At 74.0% G+C, this 18,669-nt stretch carries 17 protein-coding genes and 2 tRNA genes; 8 read left to right on the forward strand and 11 right to left on the reverse strand.

Annotated features, from left to right (window positions below; genetic code table 11):
* Nucleotides 1-12 precede the first annotated feature (12 nt).
* On the forward strand, nucleotides 13-528 hold the full coding sequence (locus EDD33_RS12675) for a MarR family winged helix-turn-helix transcriptional regulator (protein ID WP_123391292.1): 516 nt from the start codon (nucleotides 13-15) through the stop codon (nucleotides 526-528).
* Nucleotides 529-546: 18 nt separating this feature from the next.
* On the opposite strand, the gene ettA is transcribed toward EDD33_RS12675, so the two are convergent.
* Nucleotides 547-2,229, reverse strand: coding sequence for an energy-dependent translational throttle protein EttA (gene ettA, locus EDD33_RS12680; RefSeq protein ID WP_123391294.1), 1,683 nt, complete (start codon nucleotides 2,227-2,229; stop codon nucleotides 547-549).
* Between the two features lie 12 nt (nucleotides 2,230-2,241).
* Nucleotides 2,242-3,615: an aminotransferase-like domain-containing protein gene (locus EDD33_RS12685; RefSeq protein WP_246003503.1), complete on the reverse strand. Its 1,374-nt coding sequence runs from the start codon at nucleotides 3,613-3,615 to the stop codon at nucleotides 2,242-2,244.
* A 78-nt stretch (nucleotides 3,616-3,693) separates the two neighbouring features.
* Between EDD33_RS12685 and EDD33_RS12690 the strand changes: the two genes are divergently transcribed.
* A complete protein-coding gene (locus tag EDD33_RS12690) occupies nucleotides 3,694-4,386 on the forward strand; it encodes a pyridoxamine 5'-phosphate oxidase family protein (protein ID WP_123391296.1) in 693 nt (230 codons plus the stop codon).
* A 23-nt stretch (nucleotides 4,387-4,409) separates the two neighbouring features.
* Here EDD33_RS12690 and EDD33_RS12695 read toward each other — a convergent pair whose 3' ends face one another.
* From EDD33_RS12695 to EDD33_RS12710, 4 genes are all read right to left on the reverse strand, one after another.
* Nucleotides 4,410-4,859 (reverse strand): single-stranded DNA-binding protein, encoded by a 450-nt coding sequence (locus EDD33_RS12695; RefSeq protein ID WP_123391299.1) that lies wholly within the window; start codon nucleotides 4,857-4,859, stop codon nucleotides 4,410-4,412.
* A gap of 138 nt (nucleotides 4,860-4,997) precedes the next feature.
* The gene (locus EDD33_RS12700; RefSeq protein ID WP_123391301.1) at nucleotides 4,998-6,659 is read right to left on the reverse strand and encodes a GTPase; all 1,662 of its coding nucleotides are present in this window, start codon (nucleotides 6,657-6,659) and stop codon (nucleotides 4,998-5,000) included.
* A complete protein-coding gene (locus tag EDD33_RS12705; protein ID WP_246003504.1) occupies nucleotides 6,656-8,377 on the reverse strand; it encodes a dynamin family protein in 1,722 nt (573 codons plus the stop codon). Before EDD33_RS12705 ends, EDD33_RS12700 begins: the two co-directional genes overlap by 4 nt.
* Nucleotides 8,374-9,561 (reverse strand): PrsW family intramembrane metalloprotease, encoded by a 1,188-nt coding sequence (locus tag EDD33_RS12710; RefSeq protein ID WP_123391303.1) that lies wholly within the window; start codon nucleotides 9,559-9,561, stop codon nucleotides 8,374-8,376. Before EDD33_RS12710 ends, EDD33_RS12705 begins: the two co-directional genes overlap by 4 nt.
* A 50-nt stretch (nucleotides 9,562-9,611) precedes the next feature.
* Here EDD33_RS12710 and EDD33_RS12715 point away from each other — a divergent pair, with 50 nt between their 5' ends.
* Nucleotides 9,612-11,021 carry an aminopeptidase P family protein gene (locus EDD33_RS12715; RefSeq protein WP_246003505.1) on the forward strand — a complete coding sequence of 470 codons (1,410 nt, stop codon included), beginning with the start codon at nucleotides 9,612-9,614 and terminating at the stop codon, nucleotides 11,019-11,021.
* A 36-nt stretch (nucleotides 11,022-11,057) separates the two neighbouring features.
* On the opposite strand, the gene EDD33_RS12720 is transcribed toward EDD33_RS12715, so the two are convergent.
* Complete coding sequence (locus tag EDD33_RS12720) at nucleotides 11,058-12,572, reverse strand: serine/threonine-protein kinase (protein ID WP_123391305.1); 1,515 nt, start codon at nucleotides 12,570-12,572, stop codon at nucleotides 11,058-11,060.
* An 81-nt stretch (nucleotides 12,573-12,653) separates the two neighbouring features.
* Nucleotides 12,654-14,171: a SulP family inorganic anion transporter gene (locus tag EDD33_RS12725; protein ID WP_123391306.1), complete on the reverse strand. Its 1,518-nt coding sequence runs from the start codon at nucleotides 14,169-14,171 to the stop codon at nucleotides 12,654-12,656.
* Nucleotides 14,172-14,367: 196 nt separating this feature from the next.
* Here EDD33_RS12725 and EDD33_RS12730 point away from each other — a divergent pair, with 196 nt between their 5' ends.
* The 3 genes from EDD33_RS12730 to EDD33_RS12740 all read left to right on the forward strand — a co-directional run bounded on the left by EDD33_RS12730 (nucleotide 14,368) and on the right by EDD33_RS12740 (nucleotide 15,466).
* Entirely contained in the window at nucleotides 14,368-14,727 is a 360-nt protein-coding gene (locus tag EDD33_RS12730; protein WP_123393402.1) for a MerR family transcriptional regulator, read from the forward strand.
* Nucleotides 14,728-14,856: 129 nt separating this feature from the next.
* A tRNA-Arg gene (locus EDD33_RS12735) sits at nucleotides 14,857-14,933 on the forward strand.
* A 299-nt stretch (nucleotides 14,934-15,232) separates the two neighbouring features.
* Nucleotides 15,233-15,466 (forward strand): hypothetical protein, encoded by a 234-nt coding sequence (locus tag EDD33_RS12740; protein ID WP_123391308.1) that lies wholly within the window; start codon nucleotides 15,233-15,235, stop codon nucleotides 15,464-15,466.
* On the opposite strand, the gene EDD33_RS12745 is transcribed toward EDD33_RS12740, so the two are convergent.
* From EDD33_RS12745 to EDD33_RS20040, 3 genes are read right to left on the reverse strand one after another with little or no spacing between them, the layout of a single operon-like run.
* The gene (locus EDD33_RS12745) at nucleotides 15,463-16,506 is read right to left on the reverse strand and encodes an adenosine deaminase (RefSeq protein WP_123393404.1); all 1,044 of its coding nucleotides are present in this window, start codon (nucleotides 16,504-16,506) and stop codon (nucleotides 15,463-15,465) included. The two genes, EDD33_RS12740 and EDD33_RS12745, sit on opposite strands and share 4 nt — an antisense overlap.
* Before the next feature lie 26 nt (nucleotides 16,507-16,532).
* Entirely contained in the window at nucleotides 16,533-17,270 is a 738-nt protein-coding gene (locus EDD33_RS12750) for a DsbA family protein (RefSeq protein WP_170169805.1), read from the reverse strand.
* A 19-nt stretch (nucleotides 17,271-17,289) separates the two neighbouring features.
* Nucleotides 17,290-17,742 (reverse strand): MauE/DoxX family redox-associated membrane protein, encoded by a 453-nt coding sequence (locus tag EDD33_RS20040; RefSeq protein WP_246003506.1) that lies wholly within the window; start codon nucleotides 17,740-17,742, stop codon nucleotides 17,290-17,292.
* Between the two features lie 66 nt (nucleotides 17,743-17,808).
* Between EDD33_RS20040 and orn the strand changes: the two genes are divergently transcribed.
* Together orn and EDD33_RS12765 are read left to right on the forward strand one after the other, a co-directional pair.
* The gene (gene orn / locus EDD33_RS12760) at nucleotides 17,809-18,429 is read left to right on the forward strand and encodes an oligoribonuclease (protein ID WP_123391312.1); all 621 of its coding nucleotides are present in this window, start codon (nucleotides 17,809-17,811) and stop codon (nucleotides 18,427-18,429) included.
* Nucleotides 18,430-18,489: 60 nt separating this feature from the next.
* Nucleotides 18,490-18,562, forward strand: a tRNA-His gene (locus EDD33_RS12765).
* Nucleotides 18,563-18,669: the final 107 nt, after the last annotated feature.

Consider the following 18,669-nt stretch of genomic DNA (forward strand, 5'->3'; position numbering starts at 1 on the left):
TACACTCCGGCCATGGGGAGTGGACACGACGAGGTCACGTGGCTGGAGACCGGGCAGCAGCAGGCCTGGCGCGCCTTCATCATGGGCTCGGAGCTGCTGCTCCACCAGCTCGACCGTGAGCTGCGCGCGGAGCACGAGCTCTCGTTCAGCGAGTACGAGATCCTGGTGCGGCTGTCCGAGGCCGAGGACGGCCGGATGCGGATGGCGCTGCTGGCCGACTCGATGTCGCACTCGCGCAGCCGGGTGACGCACACGATCGCGCGGATGGAGCGGGCCGGCCTGGTCGAGCGCCACGCCTCGGCGTCCGACGGCCGCGGGGTGGTGGCGGTGATGACGCCGCAGGGCCGCGACCTCCTGGTACAGGCGGCGCCCACGCACGTGCGCGGGGTGCGCCAGCACCTCGTCGACCTCGCCTCGCCCGAGGACTTCGCCGCCCTGGGTCGGATCTTCGACGAGGTCAGCGACCGCCTGCTGCGCGACCTGCCGGCCGGCGCCGACATCCGCGACGAGGCCCAGCGCCCGGGCTGAGCCCGGGCGCTGCTGCCCTCACTCGCGGGTGAGGCGGCGGTGGGTCACGCGGTGCGGCCGCGCGGCCTCGATGCCGAGGCGCTCGATCTTGTTGGCCTCGTAGGCCGCGAAGTTGCCCTCGAACCAGAACCAGCGGCCCGGGTCCTGCTCGGTGCCCTCCCACGCCAGGATGTGGGTGGCGGTGCGGTCCAGGAACCACCGGTCGTGCGAGGTGATCACCGCACAGCCCGGGAACTCCAGGAGCGCGTCCTCGAGCGAGGACAGCGTCTCAACGTCGAGGTCGTTGGTGGGCTCGTCGAGCAGCAGCATGTTGCCACCCATCTTCAGCGTGAGCGCCAGGTTGAGCCGGTTGCGCTCGCCGCCGGAGAGCACGCCGGCCTTCTTCTGCTGGTCGGGGCCCTTGAAGCCGAACGACGCGACGTAGGCGCGGGAGTTCATCTCGAAGTTGGCGACCTTGATGAAGTCCAGGCCGTCGGAGACGACCTCCCAGACGTTCTTGCGGGGGTCGATGCCGCCGCGGCTCTGGTCGACGTAGGAGATCTTGACGGTCTTGCCGACGTCGAGCGTGCCCTTGTCGGGCTCCTCCTGGCCCACGATCATCCGGAACAGCGTGGTCTTGCCGACGCCGTTGGGGCCGATGACGCCGACGATGCCGGCCCGCGGGAGCGAGAACGACAGGTCGTCGAGCAGGGTGCGGCCGTCGAAGCCCTTGCCGAGGTGCTCGGCCTCCAGGACCACGTCGCCCAGCCGGGGACCGGCGGGGATGTTGATCTCGGAGGTGTCGATCTTGCGCATCCGGTCGGCCTCGGCCGCCATCTCCTCGTAGCGCGCGAGGCGCGAGCGGCTCTTGGTCTGCCGCGCCTTGGCGTTGGAGCGGACCCACTCGAGCTCGCGCTCGAGGGCCTTGGCGCGCTTGGCGTCCTTCTGCCCCTCGATCTTGAGGCGGTCCTTCTTGGTCTCGAGGTAGGTCGTGTAGTTGCCCTCGTAGGGGTGTGCGCGACCGCGGTCGAGCTCGAGGATCCAGGTGGCGACGTTGTCGAGGAAGTAGCGGTCGTGGGTCACGGCCAGGACGGCGCCGGGGTAGCTCGCGAGGTGGCCCTCGAGCCAGGCCACCGACTCGGCGTCGAGGTGGTTGGTGGGCTCGTCGAGGAGCAGCAGCGAGGGCTGCTGGAGCAGCAGCTTGCACAGCGCGACGCGGCGGCGCTCACCACCGGAGAGGTGGTCGACGATCGCGTCCGGCGGCGGGCAGCGCAGCGCGTCCATCGCCTGGTCGAGGCGGCTGTCGAGGTCCCAGGCGCTGGCGTGGTCGAGGTCGGTCTGCAGGTCGCCCATCTCGGCGAGCAACCGGTCATAGTCCGCGTCGGGGTCGGCCAGCTCCTCGGAGATGGCGTTGTAGCGGTCGAGCTTGCCCTTGATCTCGCCGACCGCCTCCTCGACGTTCTCCAGGACGGTGCGGCCCTCCGACAGCGGCGGCTCCTGCTGGAGCATGCCGACGGTGGCGTCGGGGGCGAGCATCGCGTCGCCGTTGTTGGCCTGGTCGAGCCCCGCCATGATCTTCAGCAGGGTGGACTTGCCGGTGCCGTTGGGTCCGACGACGCCGATCTTGGCGTCGGGCAGGAACGACAGCGTGACGTTGTCGAGCACCACCTTGTCGCCGTGGGCCTTGCGGACGTTGTAGAGCGTGTAGACGTAGTCAGCCATGGTGGTCCCAGCCTAAGGGCTCCCGGGAGCACCGTCCCGCTCCCCTCCTCGCCGGCACCCCGCCACCAGCGCGGCCAGCGCCCGGTCGAGCTCCTCGTCGGTGCAGCCGCCCACCCCGAGCACGAGGCCGGTGTCGCCCGCCCGCCGGCAGTGGTCGGCGAGCATCGGGACCTCGAAGCCGGCCTCGCGGGCAGCGTCGCGGGCGGCCCGAGCCCGGTCCGCGGGCATCCGCCAGGCGACGTACATCCCGGCCGGCGGCGCGGTCAGCTCGGCGTACGGCGACAGCGCCTCGACGACCCGCGGCAGCCGGTCGGCGTAGACGCGACGCCCGGCGCGGACCACGCGGTCGACGTACCCGTCGCGCAGCAGGGACAGGAACGCCCGCTGCACCGGCCACGGCACCGCGTCGTGGGTGGCCGCGCGCAGCGCGACGACCCGGTCGTGGATCGCCGGCGGCGCCACCAGCCAGCCCAGCCGCAGGCTCGGCGACACCGACTTCGACGCGGTGCCGACGTAGGCGACGCGGTCGCGGTCCAGCGCCGCCATCGCCGGGACGGGCGCGACGTCCCAGCGGAACTCCGAGTCGTAGTCGTCCTCGACGACCAGCGTCCCCGCGGCCCGGGCCACCTCGAGCGTGGCCAGCCGGGCGGGCGCCGGGAGGACGGTGCCGAGCGGGTGCTGGTGCGCCGGGGTGAGGTACGCCGCGGCGCAGCCCGCGAGCGACGCCGGGGCCCGACCCGGCTCGAGGTCGACCACCTCGCGCCCCACGGCCCCGGCCAGCGCCACCACCGCCCGGTAGCCCGGGTCCTCCACCGCGACGGCACCCGGCGGCAGGCTCAGCAGCAGGTGGCGCAGCGCGTCGGTGGTGCCGTTCGTGGTCATCACCTCGTCGGGGTGGACCGCCAGGCCGCGGGTCCGGGCCAGGCGCTCGGCGATCGCCTCGCGGAGGGCGTGCAGGCCGCGCGGGTCGTCGTAGCCGGGCGGCGGGTGGGCGGCCGAGACCTCGCGCCACGCCCGGCGCCAGCCGGCCCGCTGCCGCGGGTCGACCCACGGCGTGCCCGTGTCCAGGCGGACCAGGTCGCCCGACGGCTCCGGGACGCGCGGGCCACGCTGCGAGGTCGGCGTGAGGCCGGTGGACGCGACCACCGTGCCGGACCCGTGGCGGGCAGCCGCCCACCCCTCCGCGACCAGCTGGTCGTAGGCCTGCTGCACCACGGCCCGGGACACCCCGAGCTCGACCGCCAGGGTGCGCGACCCCGGCAGCCGGTCGTGCAGCACCAGGGTCCCGTCGAGCACCAGCGCCCGCACCTGGGCCGCCACCTGCGCCGGCAGCGGAGCCGGGTCGGTGCGGTCCAGCGGACGCAGCGGCAGGCTGGGGTGCGCCACGGCGGCTCCTGACTGGACTGCTGGTCTGGGCCTCAAGTGGACCATGACACCGGTCCACTTCACCCTCAGGCTGGACCCATGACCTCCTCCGCCCTGTCCTCGACCCCCGGCACCCGGATCACGCGGCTGCGCGAGCGCGGCCGCACGGACCCGGCCTCGCTGCACGCCCTGCTCGCCGACGGACTGGTCGCCCACGTCGGCGTGGTCCGGGACGGACGCCCGGTCGTGCTCCCCAGCGCGTACGCCGTGGACCCGGCCGGTCCCGACGAGGGCGGCACCCTCTACCTGCACGGCTCGGTCGGCGCCGGCTGGCTGGGCCGGATGGAGGGCACCGAGGTGGCGGTGACCGTGACCGAGCTCGACGGCCTGGTGCTCGCCCGCTCGGCGTTCCACCACTCCATGAACTACCGCTCGGCCGTGGTCCTGGGCCGCGCCCGGCTGGTCACCGACGCGGACGAGCGCCACCGTGCCCTGGACGGCATCGTCGACCAGGTCGTCCCCGGCCGCGCCGCGACGCTGCGCCCGATGTCCCGCAAGGAGCTGGCCGCCACCGTCGTGCTCGCGGTGCCGCTCGCGGAGGCCTCGGTCAAGGTCCGCGAGGGCGACGTCGGGGACGACGCCGAGGACGTGTCCGACGGGGCCTGGGCAGGCGTGCTGCCGCTGCGCCGCGCCTGCGACGGGGTGGTCAGCAACCCCGACTCCCACGACGAGGTGCCCGACGACGTCCGACGCCGCGCCGAGGCGTGGGGAGCCCCGACCGGACGCGCCTGACCGGGCCTGTCCGGGGCCCGGTCTCAGGCGGCCGGGCGGCCCTCCTCCACCACCGGCTCGACCGCCGGTGCGCCGGCCGGCTCCACCGCCGGGCCGGGCTCGGCGGCGGAGCCGTCGCGCCGCGCAGGCCGGGTGAAGGTGGCCGTGCCGCGGTTGAGGTCGTGCCCCACCGAGGTGGCGTCGACCACCACCGTGGTCGAGGTCGACCCGTCGTCGCGGGTCCAGGTGTCCACGCGGAGCCGGCCGTGCACGACGACCGCGTCGCCGCGGCGCACGGACCCCGCGACGTGGCGCGCCAGCCCGCGCCAGCAGTTGACGGTGAACCACGACGTGGGCCCGTCGACCCACTCGCCCTGGCGCTGGTAGCGCGGGGTCGAGGCCAGGCGGAACGACGCCACCTGGCTCTCCCCCACCTCGCGCAGGTCGACGTCGCCGCCGACCCAACCCGGCACGATCACGGTGCTCTCGTTCACGACTTCTCCTCCACGGTGCTCGGTCTCGACACCGACGAGTCCAGCCGTGACGGCCCGCCCGCGCACCCCCGGCTCCCGAGCTGTGGAGGACCGTGCTGCCGGACCGCCCTGTGGAGGCGAGGTGGCGCCTCGCGGGACCTAGCGACGCGCGGTGCGCAGACCCTCGACCGCGCGCCGGTGCGCGGCCAGCTCCGCCTGCAGCGGGCCCACGACGAGGTCGTCGGCCACCTCCACCACGCCCACGCGCAGCCGCTTCTCGGCCCGGCGGGCCCGGGAGCGGGCCGTGAGGCGGATCAGCAGCCGCGACAGCAGCGCCAGGCCGAGCCCCAGCACCACCCCGCCGAGGAGCAGCAGCGTCGGCACCGGGAGCCCCTGGTAGTCGGGCGCCGCCAGGTCGGCCAGCTGGAGGTAGGCCAGGAACGCCAGCGCCCCCAGCCAGAGCGCGCCGACCACCGCGGCCACCAGCAGCACCCACTGCAGCAGGCGTACGCCGCGGGTCCACGCCGGCAGCCCGTCCATGCCGAGGTCGGTGGTGCTCGCGACCCGGTCGAGCCGGTCGTCGAGCTCGTCGAACCGCGAGGTCGAGGCGCGTCGTACGGCACGCGACCAGTCCGGGGACAGGCCCTCGGCCACCCGGTCGCTGAGGCCGCGCACCGCGGACTCGACCCGGGCGTGCTGCACCTGCCCGGGGCCGGGCAGCGACGAGCGGGCGGCGACCACGAGGTCCTTGCCGCTCGTGCGGCGATCGAGGTGCAGCCGTCGCAGCGGGTCGGGCCGGAAGCGCGAGAGCCAGGCCGTCACCGGCCACCCCGTGGCCTGACGGCCCCGGACGGTGGTGGCGCGCGCCACCGCGTCGACGACGACGGGCACACCGGCGGCGTCGGCCAGCGCGTCGTGCAGGCCGCGGCGGTCCTTCTCGCGCAGCTCGCGCGGGTCGGCGCCCCCGGTGGCGGCGGCCAGCCCCTGGGCGGCGTCAGTGACGTCGCCGGCGAGCCGGGCGCGGGAGGCCGCCTTGTCGCGGACCCGGGTGGCGATCTCCGAGCGGAGCTCGTCGACGCCCTCGCCGGTGCGGGCCGAGGTGGCCAGCACGGGCACGCCCTCGAGGCCGTCGAGGGCGAGGAGGCGGCGTACGTCTCCCATCACCGCGTCGCGGCGCTCGGCCGGGACCCGGTCGACGTGGTTGAGCACGACCAGCATCACGTCGCGGTGGGTCGCCAGCGGCGCCAGGAAGCGCTGGTGGAGCGCCGCGTCGGCGTACTTCTGGGGGTCGAGCACGAAGACCATGAGGTCGGTCATCGCGATCAGCCGCTCCACCTCGAGGTGGTGGGCGACCTCGGTGGAGTCGTGGTCGGGCAGGTCGAGCAGCACCAGGCCCTCGAGGGCGGCGTGGTCCTCGCGCACCTCGTCGTCGAGCAGCGAGTCGCGCACCACCCGGTGGCGCGGCGGCACCTCGAGCCAGTCGAGCAGCTCGGTGGCGGGGTCCTCGCCCCAGGTGCAGGAGGCGGCGTGCGACGTCGTCGGGCGGCGTACGCCGGTGGCGGCGATGTCGAGCCCCACCAGCGCGTTGTACGTCGAGGACTTGCCCGACCCCGTCGCGCCGGCCAGCGCCACCACGGTGTGTCCCCCGGCCAGCCGCAGCCGCGTGCCGGCGCGGCGCACGACGGCGTCGGCCCGGTCGACCACGGCGTCGTCGACCCGGCCGCGGGAGGCCTCGGCGGCCTCCTGCAGGCCGGCGACGCGTTCCTCCAGCCGGTCGCCGCGTCGCAGCAGGCGACGGGCGCCCTCGACCACCCCGCTCACGAGGCCTCCCCCCCACGCTCGGCGAAGCGGAGGTCGTCGACGCGACGGGCGAGCGCCCGCAGCTCCACGGCGGCGTCCTCCCCGGTGTCGAGACCCTCGACGAGCTCGACGAAGCGGGCCCGCTCGTGGTCCATCAGCTCGCGCACCCGGCGCTCGAGGTCGGCCCGGGCTGCCTCGGCGAGACGTCGCACCGCCTGGTCGCCGAACACCGCCTCCAGCAGCTTCTGGCCCACCACCGCCGAGCCGCCGGCGATGCCGACCTCGGCTCCGAGCAGGCCACCGGTGGAGGCGAAGACGACGACCATGAGCGCGACCGTCAGGCCGTTGACGCCGAAGGCGAGGAAGCGCGCGGTGCTGCGCTTCTCGGCGCCCTCGCTGCGCACCAGCTCCAGCACGCCCTGCTGCCAGTCGCGCACCAGCCGCTCGCTGCGGTCGCGGCACTCCCGCGAGGCCCGCGAGAGGTCGCGCCCGCCCGCCTCGAGCACCTGGCGCCCGGCCGGGCTCCCCCGCCAGGCCGCGTCGGCGCGCTCGGCGGCGGCCTCGGCGTGCTCGAGGAGCAGCGACTGCAGCCCGGTCTCGAGCGCGACGGTGACCCGCTCGGCCTGCTGCGGCTTGCCCCGCAGCACGTTGGTGACGCGGTCGCGCAGCCAGCTGATCCGCGACTCCAGCGCCCGCATCATCTCGCCGGTGCCGACGAAGTCCTGCCAGCGCGCGAGCACCTCGCCCCGGAGCAGGGTGCCGTCGGCCGTGGCCTCGTCGACCTCCCGCACCGCGTGGTCGTACGCCGCGTCGACGTCGGTCATCAACGAGGCCCGCGCCGCCGACTGCGCCTCGCACGCCTGGGCGACGGCGAAGCTGTCCTTGGCCACGGTGCGGATCGCGCCGTCGAGGGTCTGCCGGACGACCTGGCTGCGCGCCTCGGCGTCCGCGCCGAGCTCGGCCAGCCAGCCACGGATCTCCTCGACCCCGGCCGATCCCGGCAGCAGCCCGGAGCCGTCCAGCGGCGCCTCCTCGACGGTGAAGAGCGGGGAGTCGCGCAGGCCGCGCGAGCTCAGCATCCGGGCGAGGTCGTGGGAGACCTCCACCACGGCCTCGGGCGGCGTCCGGTCGAGCACGATGGCCACGGCCGCGCTGCGCTCGGCCGCGGTGCGCAGGAAGTCCCACGGCACCTGGTCGGCGTACCGCGCCGCCGACGTCACGAACAGCCACAGGTCGGCCGCGCCGAGCAGCTGCGTGGCCAGCGTGCGGTTGCGCTCCTCGACCGAGTCGATGTCGGGCGCGTCGAGCAGGGCCAGCCCCTGGGGGACGCTGGCGGCGGCGACGAGCCGGAGCGCGCCGGGGTCGTCGGTGGCGCGGGCGGTGCGCTCGAGCTCGGGCAGCACGCGCTGGCGGTCGAACCAGCCGGCGTCGTCGGGGTGGTGCACCAGCACCGGGCTGCGGGTGGTCGGGCGCAGCACGCCCGGCTCGCTGATCACCTGGCCGACGAGCGAGTTGACCAGCGTCGACTTGCCGGCGCCGGTCGAGCCGCCGACCACCGCGAGCAGCGGGGCATCGATCTGACGCAGCCGGGGCAGCACGTAGTCCTCGAGCTGCTCGGCCAGCTCGCGGCTGCGGGTGCGCTGGGCCGCGACACCGGTGACCTCCAACGGCAGCCGCACCTGCGACAGCACCGTGCGGAGCCGGTCGAGCACCTCGAGCATCGTCGTCGCGTCGCTCACCAGGGACCTCGATCCTGCGCCTGCGCGGACTGCGGGGACTGCTGCTGGTGCACCACGGGCATGTGGCCGGGCGTGTCCCGGGAGGGCTGCGGCCAGAGCAGGCCGGGCCGCAGGACGCGCATCGCCTCGACGTGGGACTGGCCGCGCACGGCGAAGTCCGACGGCGCGACGCCGCGCAGGTAGCGGTGGTGCAGGAAGCCCAGCTCCACGGCCTCGCCCTGGTAGGCGACCATCACCCGCCGGCCCTGCTGCCCGCCGGCGCGCTCGGCGTACCTCCGGGCGAAGCGGCGCGCGGAGATGCGCGCCAGCCACGGCACCTCGGCGGGGTCGAGGAAGCCGCGGCGCGCGCAGTCGTCCAGGGCGCGGGTCAGCACCCGGCGCTCGCGCTGGCGCGACCAGACCGCGAACCCGCTGAGCAGCAGGAAGGCCGGCACCATGAGGAAGAGGTAGGTCGTGAACGCGTTGGCGCCGTCGTCGATCACCAGGGAGCCGTTCCAGGCCCCGTGGGCCAGCACCGCGAGCACGTAGCCGCCCAGCGGGGCGAGCACGCGGACCGCCCAGCTGCGGCTGGTGACCGCGAGGCCGACACCGATGCCGATGAAGGAGGTGAAGAAGGGGTGGGCGAACGGGCTGAAGATCCCTCGTACGACGAACAGGCCGACCGCGCCGGAGAAGCCGCCCGGCACCCCGTCCTCACCGGCGTACGCCGAGGTCAGGTAGAGGATGTTCTCGGTGAAGGCGAAGCCGATGCCGACCATGCCGGCGTACACCAGGCCGTCGAGGACGCCGTCGAGCTCGTGACGCCGGAAGAAGAGCAGCAGCAGGATGAACAGGCCCTTGGTCGCCTCCTCGGTGACCGGGGCGACCACGGCCGAGGACCAGCCCTCGCCGGTGCCGAGCACAGCGCTGTCGGCGAGCTGCAGCACCAGCGCCACCGAGGTCGCGACGAACGCTCCCCAGCCCAGCGCCAGCACCAGCAGCGAGCGCGGCTCGGGCTCGTAGCGGTCGAGCCACATGTAGACGCCGACCAGGGGGGCCACGGGCAGCGCTGCCAGCACCAGGCCGACCGCCAGCGCCCCGGGGGTGCCGCTGAGGAAGAGCACCAGGCCCATCACCAGCGCCCCGACCAGCATCACGACCGAGACGACGACGGTGAACGCGGCGGAGCTGCGGCGTCGTTGCATGGCCGACAGCGTATCGGCGTGACGACCGGCGCCGGACGTAGCATGACGCGGTGAGCGAGAACCAGAGCGAGCAGCACGTCGAGAGCCACGACCCGCCCGTCCCGGACGCCTACGCCGCGTTCATGCGCACCGGCTGGGCCGACCGCGAGCGGGTCCTCACGCCCCACCCGGTGGTGCCCTGGGCGGCGGCCCGACGGGAGCGGCTGGCCGAGCAGTTCTCCGGCGAGCGCCTCGTGGTGCCGGCCGGCGGCTTCAAGGTCCGGGCCAATGACACCGACTACCGCTTCCGTGCCGAGACCGCGCACACCCACCTGAGCGGCAACCAGACCTCCGACGCGGTGCTGGTCGTGGAGTCCGGCGAGAGCGTGCTCTACGCCCGGCCGCGCAGCTCGCGCGAGACCGACGAGTTCTTCCGCGACCGGCAGTACGGCGAGCTGTGGGCCGGCAGCCGCCCCTCCCTGCGCGAGCTCTCGGACTCCCTGGGCGTCGAGACCCGCCACGTCGACGAGCTCCCCGACCGGCTCACCGGCGCCGCCAAGACGCGCGTGCTCCGCGGTGTCGACGCCCGCGTCGACGGGCTCGTGGCCGCCGACGAGGGCCGTGACCAGGAGCTGGCCCGGGTGCTCTCGGAGCTGCGGCTGGTCAAGGACGCCTGGGAGCTCGACGAGCTGCAGGCCGCCTGCGACATCACCACGCTCGGGTTCGAGGACGCGGTGCGCGAGTGGGACCGGGCGCTGGAGTTCGGCGAGCGCTGGATCGAGGGCACCTTCTTCCGTCGCGCCCGCGCGATGGGCAACGACCTCGGCTACGACTCGATCGTGGGCGGTGGCTCCCACGCCACGACGCTGCACTGGATCGAGAACACCGGCCAGCTGACCCCCGGCACGCTCGTACTGCTCGACATGGGCGCCGAGGCGACCTCGCTGCACACCGCCGACGTCACCCGCACCCTCCCGGTCGACGGGCGCTTCACCCCGCTGCAGCGCGACCTCTACACGCTGGTGCTGCAGGCGCAGCAGGCCGGCTTCGAGGCGGTGCGGCCGGGCAACGCGTTCCGGGCGCCGCACGAGGCGGCGATGCGGGTGCTGGCCCACGGCCTGGCCGACCTCGACCTGCTGCCGGTCAGCCCGGAGGAGGCGCTCGCCCCCGACAGCCGCGTCTACGCCCGGTGGACGCTGCACGGCACCAGCCACATGCTCGGGATGGACGTCCACGACTGCGCGGCGACCGACCCCTCGACGTACCCCGGGGGGCCGCTGGAGGAGGGCATGGTGCTCACCGTCGAGCCGGGGCTCTACTTCCAGGAGGACGACCTGCTGGTGCCTGCGGAGCTGCGCGGCATCGGCATCCGCATCGAGGACGACCTGGTCGTGACGTCCGACGGGTGCCGCAACCTCTCCGAGGCCCTGCCGCGCGAGCCCGACGCCGTCGAGGAGTGGATGGGCCGCCTGCGCGGCTGAGCAGGTCGGGCGCCTGGGCGCCGGGGCCGTCGGCCGTCAGCCGGCGCGGTCGGTGTCGATCAGCCAGCCGCCCTCGCCGTCCTCGACCAGGCCCTCGACCTTGTTCTCGGTCGAGGTGCTGCCGTCGGCGCGGGTGTAGACGAGCCGCACCCGGACGTCGTCGCTGCCCTCGGTGGCGCCGACCTGCTGCACGTCGACCGACTCGATGCCGCGCCAGAACCGGTCGTAGGAAGCACGCCCCTGCGCCTGCAGGCTCGGACCCAGCATCGCCCAGGCCTCGTCCGTGCCTCCCGGGGCGGCGGCGTAGTAGTCGCGGACGGTCTGCTCCTTGGCCGCGACCTCGCCGGCCGGGGCCGACGCGCTGGGGCTCTCGCTCGGGCTGGCGGTCGGGCCCTGGCTCGGAGAGGCGGTCCGGCTCCCCCCGGACTGCTCCTGCGACGGTGAGGCGGTCGGCTCGGCCGCACCCGCACCGGCGTCGCCCTCGCCGAGCTGCCGGGCCACGAGCCAGGCCCCGGCGACGAGACCGACCACGAGCAGGGCGGCCAGGACGAGCGGCCAGGCCCGGTGCCGCGAGCGGTCGTCGCCGCGGCGGGGACCTGACGGCGGCGTCGCCGCGATCACGACCGGTGCCGTACGCCGCGGCTCCTCCTCGGCGCGCTGGCGGGACGGCTGCGGGGTCGGACGGGGGGCCGCCGCCGCGGCCGCACGGGTCTGCTCGCGGGTCTGGTGCAGCGTGGCGTCGCCGCGGTGCTGGTCGGCGACGCGGCGCAGCACGTGGGCGGCCTCGTCCATCGACCAGCGCGACCCGGGGTCGCGGTCCAGCATCCCCTCCAGCGCCTGGGTCAGCACGCCGGCGCGGGTCGGCGGGGCGGGCGGGCTCGAGACGATCTCGTGCAGCACGGCGATCGGGTTCGGCTGCTGCTCGTAGGGCGGTCGGCCCTCGACGGCGGCGTACAGCGTCGCACCGAGCGCCCAGACGTCGTCCTCGGGCGCCGGGGAGCCGCCGCGGGCGAGCGACGGGGAGAAGTACGTCGGGGTGCCGGTCATGCTCCCGGCGTGGGTGAGCGTGGCGTCACCGGCGGTCCGGGCGATGCCGAAGTCGCTGATCTTGGCGACGCCGTCGTGGCGCACCAGCACGTTGCCGGGCTTGACGTCGCGGTGGACCGTGCCCTCCGCATGCAGGGCCGCCAGCCCGTCGGCGACCTGCGCCCCGAGGTCGGCCACCGCGGCGGGCTCGAGCGGCCCGTCCTGCTTGATGATCTGCGACAGCGACCGGCCGGGGACCAGCTCCATCACCAGCCACAGGTGGCCGGCCTCCTCGACGACGTCGAAGACGGTCACGACGTGCGGGTGGTTGAGACCGGCCGAGGACCGCGCCTCGCGCAGCGCGCGGGCGGAGTCGGTCACGGACTCACCGGGCAGCCGACCCACCTGCTTGACGGCGACGACGCGGTGGAGCGTCTCGTCACGGGCGGACCACACGGTGCCCATGCCCCCGCGGCCGATCACGTCCTCGACGCGGTAGCGGCCGCCGATCAGCTCGGGCTGCATGGGTCTCCTCGCGGCTCGACGACGTGGGCGGTGCGCTTCGGCGTACCCAGGCGGCCCGACGCTACTCGCCCCGCTCCCGGCTCAGTGGCTCGGCAGCCGCCCGGTGAGACGACCGTGCCGCTCGGCGCTGGCGCCGTCCAGCCCGACGATCTCGACGTGCTTGTGCTTGCGGGCGTACTTGGTGGTGATGGCGTCCAGCGACGCCACGGTGGAGGCGTCCCAGACGTGCGCGCCGGACAGGTCGATGACGACGCGGTCGGGGTCGGCGGCGTACTCGAACTGGGTGTAGAGGTCGTTGCTGGAGGCGAAGAACAGCTCGCCGGTGACGGTGTAGACGGCCGTGGTCGTGCCGTCGGCGCTCTCGACGACCTCGCGGTGGGTCTCGGTCAGGTGCGCGACCCGGCGGGCGAAGAGGGTCATGGCGACGAGGACGCCGACGACCACGCCGATGGCGAGGTTGTGGGTGGTGACGGTGACCACGACGGTGGCCAGCATGACGGTGGTCTCCGACTTGGGCATGCGGCGCAGGGTCGCGGGCTGGATGCTGTGCCAGTCGAAGGTGCCGACCGAGACCATGATCATCACCGCCACCAGGGCAGCCATCGGGATGATCGCGACCACGTCGCCGAACCCGACGACCAGGATCAGCAGGAACACGCCGGCGAGGAACGTGGAGATGCGGGTGCGGGCGCCGGAGGCCTTCACGTTGATGAGGGTCTGGCCGATCATGGCGCAGCCGCCCATGCCGCCGAAGAACCCGGTGATCACGTTGGAGGCGCCCTGGCCCCAGGCCTCGCGGGTCTTCTCGGAGTGGGTGTCGGTGACGTCGTCGACGAGCTTGGCCGTCAGCAGCGACTCGAGGAGTCCGACCAGCGCCATGGCCAGGGCGTAGGGGGCGATGACCTGCAGCGTCGCCCACGACAGCGGCACGTCGGGGAAGAACAGTGCGGGCAGGCTGTCGGGCAGCTCGCCCTCGTCGCCGACGTCGGGCACGGTCAGCGAGGCGAGCACGGTGAACGCCGTCAGGGCGACGATGGCCACCAGGGGCGCCGGGACGATCTGCGTGACCCTGGGCAGCCCGACCATGACGGCGATGCCGACGGCGATCATCGGGTAGACCAGCCACGGCACGTCGACCATGTAGGGCACCTGGGCCAGGAAGATCAGGATCGCCAGCGCGTTGACGAAGCCGACCATCACCGAGCGCGGGACGAAGCGCATCAGGCGCGCCACGCCGGCCAGGCCGAGGACGACCTGGATCACCCCGCCGAGCAGCACCGTGGCGATCAGGTAGTCGTAGCCGTACTCGCGCATCACCGGCGCGATGACCAGCGCGACGGCGCCCGTCGCGGCCGAGATCATCGCCGGTCGCCCGCCGAGGAAGGAGATCGAGACCGCCATCGTGAAGGAGGCGAACAGGCCGATGCGGGGGTCGACGCCGGCGATGATCGAGAACGAGATCGCCTCGGGGATCAGCGCCAGGGCCACGACCAGGCCGGCCAGCACCTCGGTGCGCAGCAACCGGGGCGAGCGCAGGGCGGCGCGGACGGTCGGGGTGTCGTCGGGGGCTTGGTGCAGGGCGGGGGCGGGCGTGCTCACGGGCGGGCTCCGTTCGACGTCCGCGGCGTACGGCGCGCGGACGGGTGCGTGGGCGGGGAGTGACTCGGGAAGGGATCGGGAGAGGATGGGCCGGCGCGGTGACCGCGCGAGCCGGCGTCGTGGCCGGCAAAGACTGACCCCGACCCTACCCTCACGTTGCGTGAGGTTTGAAATCGAGTGACCGGGAGGCGACGTGATGCACATCGGCGAGGTGGCCGCACGCACCGAGCTGTCCCTGCGCAGCCTGCGGCACTGGGACGACGTCGGCCTGCTGCGGCCGTCCGGGCGCACCGACGGCGGCTTCCGGCTCTACACCGAGGCGGACGTCGAGAAGATCCTGGTGATCCGCCGGATGAAGCCGCTCGGCTTCACCCTCGACCAGATGGCCGTCGCCATGCGCGACCTCGAGGCCCTCCGCGACGACCCCACGGACACCGCCGCGCGCGAGCGGCTCGGTGCCGTCCTGGAGGACGCCGCCGCCCGCCGCGAGAAGCTCGTCCTCCAGCTCGGCATGGCCGAGGAGTTCCTCGACGTCCTCGGCCGCGAGCTCGCCTGAGCGCGGCGGGTCTCGCTGCTGCCCCGGCCGGGACGTCATCAGGACCGTGGGCTCGAGGCCACGATCTCGATGACGTCCCGGGGCGGGCGTTGCGGCAGACTGACCCCGGATCGGCCCCGCGTCGATCACGCCTCCGTAGCTCAGCTGGATAGAGCAAGAGCCTTCTAATCTCTAGGTCGCAGGTTCGAGTCCTGCCGGGGGCGCCACTGCGCCAGCCGAGCGGCCGCACACCAGCCTCGGGCCGCGAGCTCCCCCCGGCACGACCTCCTCGGCGACGCACCGCTGCCGTGCCGACTGGGCCGCCCAGTGCACGGGCAGGTCCCAGGCAGGCGGGACATCTGCCGCGCGCGGGTGTAGAACGGACGGGTCTCCTGCACGTGGGGCACGTCGGCCGCGAGGCCACTTCGACGAGCGCCGGGCCACGCCTCGTCGGGAGCCGGGCCGGGGGCGGCTCGCGGCGAGGCGAGTAGGCTCGCCCCAGGCCCACGACGAGAGGAGCCTCGTCGTGCACGACTATGGCGAGCGCGTCGTCGAGGCGGCTCCGGACGCGGTTCTGGAGTGGCTGAAGAGCTCCGCCGGCTCGGCCGGCTGGACGCTCCTCGCGGTGGACGACTTCGGCCGCGGACAGCACGTCACGTGGGTCGATGCCGGTGACCGCAGCAGCCGCAAGGCCCAGCTCGTCGCGGTCGTGACGCCGCTGGACCGCGGCGGCTGCCGCGTCCACCTGCGCGAACGCTAGGACCCGTCGCCGGCGGCCAGGTGGTCGTCGATCTCGGCGAGCACCCGACGGCGTACGTCGTCCGGCGCGAACGAGACCTCCACCGCCGTCCGGGCGAGGTCGGCGACGCCCGCCTCGTCGAGGTGGAGCAGGTCGGCGGCGATGCCGTACTCCCGGTTGAGGGAGGTGCCGAACATCGACGGGTCGTCGCTGTTGATCGTCACCCGCACCCCGGCCTCGACGAAGGCCGGCAGCGGGTGCTCGGCCAGCGACGCGACCGCCTTGGTCGCGACGTTGGAGGAGGGGCAGACCTCGAGCGGGATGCCCTGCTCGGCGAGGTGCGCGAGCAGCGCCGGGTCCTGTGCGGCGGAGGTGCCGTGCCCGACCCGCTCCGCCCCCAGCAGGCGCAGTGCGTCCCACACCGTCTCCGGTCCGGTCGTCTCCCCCGCGTGCGGGATGGCGTGGAACCCGGCGGCCCGGGCGGCGTCGAAGTGCGGCTGGAACTGCGGCCGGGGTACGCCGATCTCCGGGCCGCCGAGCCCGAGCGCGACCAGCGCGTCGGGCGCGTGCTGGAGCAGGTAGCCGAGCGTGGCGTCCGCGCCGGGGACGCCCAGCTCGCCGGGGATGTCGTAGATCCAGCGCAGCACCAGCCCGAAGTCCCGCTCGGCCGCGACGCGCGCGTCCTCGATCGCCTCGGTGTAGGCCTCGATCGGCACCCCGGCGAGCACCGAGGTGTGGGGCGTGCAGGTGAGCTCGGCGTACCGGACCTGCTGGCCGGTGGCCAGCTCGCGGGCCACCTCGTAGGTCAGCAGCCGGACGTCCTCGGGCGTCCTGACGAGGTCGACGACGGCGAGGTAGAGCTCGATGAAGTGGGCGAAGTCGCGGAACCGGAAGAACTCGGCCAGCGCGTCGGGGTCGGCGGGCACGACGCCGGGGTGGCGCTGCGCCAGCTCGGCGACGATCCGCGGTGACGCCGACCCGACGTGGTGCACGTGCAGCTCGGCCTTGGGCAGGCCGGCGACGAAGGCGTCGAGCCGACCGGTGGGGAGGTCCTGGGGCATGGCGCTCAGCATGGCACCGGAGTGCCTCACGAGCCGGCCAGGGTCCGTTCGAGGGAGTCGACCATGTCGCTGATGGAGGAGCCCTCCAGCGGCTCGCCGTCGAGCAGCACCGTGGGGGTCCCGGTGACGCCGGCCTGCTCGGCCTTCGCGTCCGCCGCGTCGACCAGCTGCTGGTCGATCTCGCCCTCGGAGATCCGCCGGAGCAGCGCCTCGTCCTGCACCCCGGAGTCCTTCGCCCACGCGGCGAGCTGGGCGTCGTCGGGCTTGCTGGCGCTCGCCTCGTAGGGCTGCTCGTCGTAGAGCTTGTCGTGGAAGGCGGCCGCCTGCTCCGGGGTGCCGTCGGCGAGCACCAGGCCCCAGGCGTTGAGCGCGCGCTCGGAGTAGTCGTCCTGCAGCAGGTGGAAGGGTCGGTACTCCACCTGCACCGACCCCGTCGCGGCGTCGGCGCGCAGGAAGTCGCGCGAGCCGTTCTCGAACTCGCGGCAGTAGGGACACAGGAAGTCCTCGTAGACCACGACCGTGTGGGCCGCGTCCTCCCGCCCGAGCACGAGGGCGCCCCCCTCCGCCCGCGCGGGCACGGCGCTCGGCGGCGGCGTCTCCTCGCCCCGACCGCTGAGGACCACCACCCCGGCCACCACGGCCAGCACGGCCACGACGGCGGCCACGCCCAGCAGCAGCCGGCGTCGTTCGCGGCCGGCGGCCTCGCGGCGCAGCTGCGCGGCCCGGCTGGTGCGGTGGGGCAGGTCGGTCGGGGTGCTGGGCACGGGTTCCTCCAGGGTCGGGTCAGGCGGGGAAGACGACGTTGTCGAGGGCGAGCCGGGTGCGGCGTACGACGAGGACGAAGGCCGAGGCGAGCAGCAGACCGACGTCGCGGGCGATCTCCCAGGGGTACTGCGCGAACGCGTCCGGGTCGTAGCCGCCCCCTCCGAAGCAGCCGCAGTCGATCGGGATGCCGCGCAGCCAGACCGACACGATGCCGACCACGAACGCAGCGAGCAGCAGCGCGGAGACGACCGCCGCGATCCGGGACAGCAACCCCAGCACGAGCAGCAGCCCGACCCCGATCTCGACGGCCGGGAGCACCCGACCGACGGCGTCGGCGACGTCCGGCGGCAGCAGCTGGTAGGCGCGGACGGCGGTGGTGCTCGCCGCGGGATCACCGACCTTGAGCCAGCCGGCGTACAGCCAGACATTCCCGACGACGAGGCGAGCCAGGAGTCCGAGCCAGCCACGCACGTCCTCCACCGTAGGTCGCGGCGCTGGACGCAGCATGAGACGAGCCCGTGAGTAGGCTGAGTCGTTGTGACCGAACGACTGGTGTGGATCGACTGCGAGATGACCGGGCTCGACCTCGAGCACGACGCCCTGGTCGAGGTGGCGGCGTTGGTGACCGACTTCGACCTCAACGTCCTCGGCGAGGGCGTCGACGTGGTGATCAAGCCCCCTGCCGCGGCGCTGGAGCAGATGGTCGAGTTCGTCCGCGACATGCACACCTCCTCGGGGCTGCTCGACGAGCTCGCCGGCGGCGTCTCGCTCGAGGAGGCCCAGGACGCGGTGCTGACCTACATCCGCTCGCAGTGCCCCGACGGCTCGCGGCCGCCGCTGGCCGGCAACTCGGTGGCCACCGACCGCGCCTTCATCAGCCGGGACATGCCCGAGCTGGAGCAGGCCCTGCACTACCGGCTGGTCGACGTCTCCTCGATCAAGGAGCTCTCGCGTCGCTGGTTCCCCCGCGCCTACTACAACGCGCCGACCAAGGGCGGCAACCACCGCGCCCTGGCCGACATCCAGGAGAGCATCGAGGAGCTGCGGTTCTACCGGGAGGCCGTGTTCGTGCCCTCCCCGGGTCCCGACTCCGCCACGGCCAAGCAGATCGCGCGCCGCCACGGCGGCTCGCTGACCGGCAACGGGGCCGATTCGTAGCAGCCGGGGAGATTCGTCTAGACTGCCTCTCGGCTTCGGACCCCAGGATCCGACGTCGTGGTGGGTATAGCTCAGCTGGTAGAGCGCCGCCTTGTGGTGGCGGATGTCGCGGGTTCAAGTCCCGTTACTCACCCCGCAACGCCCCGCAGGTCAGAGCACAATCTGACTTGCGGGGCGTTCTCCGTTTCCCCAGATTTACCCTGGACGGTGGTAAGGTAGGTGCAACCTACTTGCCGATGG

Source organism: Nocardioides aurantiacus, assembly GCF_003752505.1.
Taxonomy (GTDB): Bacteria; Actinomycetota; Actinomycetes; order Propionibacteriales; family Nocardioidaceae; genus Marmoricola; species Marmoricola aurantiacus.

Coding starts and splice junctions, on each gene's coding strand:
- EDD33_RS12745 (WP_123393404.1), bottom strand. CDS start 16,506: ATGCCCCAGGACCTCCCCACCGGTCGGCTCGACGCCTTCGTCGCCGGC.
- ettA (WP_123391294.1), bottom strand. CDS start 2,229: ATGGCTGACTACGTCTACACGCTCTACAACGTCCGCAAGGCCCACGGC.
- EDD33_RS12675 (WP_123391292.1), top strand. CDS start 13: ATGGGGAGTGGACACGACGAGGTCACGTGGCTGGAGACCGGGCAGCAG.
- EDD33_RS12710 (WP_123391303.1), bottom strand. CDS start 9,561: ATGCAACGACGCCGCAGCTCCGCCGCGTTCACCGTCGTCGTCTCGGTC.
- EDD33_RS12690 (WP_123391296.1), top strand. CDS start 3,694: ATGACCTCCTCCGCCCTGTCCTCGACCCCCGGCACCCGGATCACGCGG.
- EDD33_RS12720 (WP_123391305.1), bottom strand. CDS start 12,572: ATGCAGCCCGAGCTGATCGGCGGCCGCTACCGCGTCGAGGACGTGATC.
- EDD33_RS12730 (WP_123393402.1), top strand. CDS start 14,368: ATGCACATCGGCGAGGTGGCCGCACGCACCGAGCTGTCCCTGCGCAGC.